Source organism: Mesorhizobium sp. M7A.F.Ca.MR.362.00.0.0, assembly GCF_004023175.1.
Taxonomy (GTDB): domain Bacteria; phylum Pseudomonadota; class Alphaproteobacteria; order Rhizobiales; family Rhizobiaceae; genus Mesorhizobium.
This window is the reverse complement of record NZ_RZTF01000121.1, coordinates 11,638-13,264: the sequence shown is the minus strand read 5'-3', so window position 1 is coordinate 13,264 and position 1,627 is coordinate 11,638. Positions and strand designations below refer to the sequence as shown.

Below are 1,627 nucleotides of genomic sequence, written 5' to 3'. Positions count from 1 at the left end.
GCGTCGAGCGCATCGGCCAGCGCCAGTCCGGCGACGAAGCCCAGCGTCGCGGCAAGGCGAAGCTCCGCCTTGGTGATGACGAGCAGCGTCGCCGCGAGGTTGCCTTCGGGGGTCGCCCAGACGCGGCCGCGCCGGCCACGCCCGCTTTCCTGCTTCTTGGAAACGACCCACAATCTGCCGGGGTCGCCTGCCCTTGCGTGGTCCAGTGCCAGCCCATTGGTGGAGCCGACGCTCTCATGCGCCTCGAGCCGGAACCCTTCCGACGCCGAGGTTGGAGCCAGCCGAAATGCCATGCCGACTAGAAAAACGTCTTGGCGGCGGCTTCGGCATAGGTGCCGATCGGCCCGCCGATCAGCACGTAGAACAGCACGAAGGCGCCGGAGACGCCGAGCACGACACGCAATTCCGTCGCCATCGGCACGAAGCCGCCGACCGGTTCGTCGAACCACATGATCTTGATGATGCGCAAATAGTAATAGGCGCCCACCACCGAGGCCAGCACGCCGATGATCGCCAGCGCATAGAGATTGGCGTTGATGGCGGCGAGGAAGACGTACCATTTCCCCCAGAAGCCGGCGAGCGGCGGAATGCCGGCCAGGGAGAACATCAGGATGGTCAGGATCGTCGCCATGATAGGATTGGTCGACGACAGGCCGGCCAGGTCGCTGATCTGCTCGACATTGCCTTCCTTGCGCCGCATGGCGAGGATGAAGGCGAAGGTGCCGAGCGTCATCACCAGATAGATCAACATGTAGATGGCAACGCCGCGCACGCCGGCCTGGCTGTTGGCGGCAAGGCCGACCAGCGCGTAGCCCATATGGCCGATCGAGGAATAGGCCATAAGCCGCTTGATGTTGGTCTGGCCGATGGCGGCGAAAGCACCAAGCGCCATCGAGGCGATCGAGATGAAGACGATGATCTGCTGCCAGTCTGCGGCGATCGGCTTGAACGCGCCCATGGTGACGCGCACCATCAGCGCCATCGCCGCCATCTTGGGCGCCGCCGCCAAAAAGGCCGTCACCGGTGTCGGCGCGCCCTCATAGACATCTGGCGTCCACATGTGGAACGGCACCGCCGAGATTTTGAAGGCCAGGCCGGCCAGCACGAAGACGAGGCCGAAAACGAGGCCAAGCTGGCGCTCGCCGCTGCCGAGCGCAGAAGCGATCTCCTGGAAGCCGGTGTTGCCGGTGTAGCCATAGACCAGGCTGATGCCATAGAGCAGCATGCCCGACGACAGCGCGCCGAGGACGAAATATTTGAGGCCAGCCTCAGTCGAACGCAGATTGTCGCGGTTGATCGCGCACAGCACGTAGATCGCCAGCGATTGCAGTTCGAGGCCGAGATAGAGCCCGATCATGCTATTGGCGGAGATCATCAGCATCATGCCGAGCGTGCACAGCAGGATCAGCACCGGATATTCGAACTTGTCGAAGCGTTCAGCCTTGGCAAAGCGCATCGACATCACCAGCGTCACCGCCGAGCCGACCAGCGCCAGCACCTTCATGAAGCGGGCGAAGGAATCCTGGATGAAGGCATTGCCGTAAGCGCTGCCCTGCCCGGTCCGGAAGATCAGCCAGGCGCCTGCGATCGCCAGCACGGCCACCGCAAGGCCGGTTACCGTGTTGGC

General features: G+C 63.7%; 2 protein-coding genes. Both read right to left on the bottom strand.

Annotated features, from left to right (window positions below; genetic code table 11):
- Positions 1–293, bottom strand: a 293-nt coding sequence (locus tag EOC06_RS42665; RefSeq protein ID WP_368773588.1) for a biotin--[acetyl-CoA-carboxylase] ligase, incomplete at its 3' end; no start/stop codon positions are given.
- 5 nt (positions 294–298) lie between these two features.
- The coding region (gene nuoN, locus EOC06_RS16680) for an NADH-quinone oxidoreductase subunit NuoN (protein WP_245469660.1) at positions 299–1,627 on the bottom strand (1,329 nt) is incomplete at its 5' end.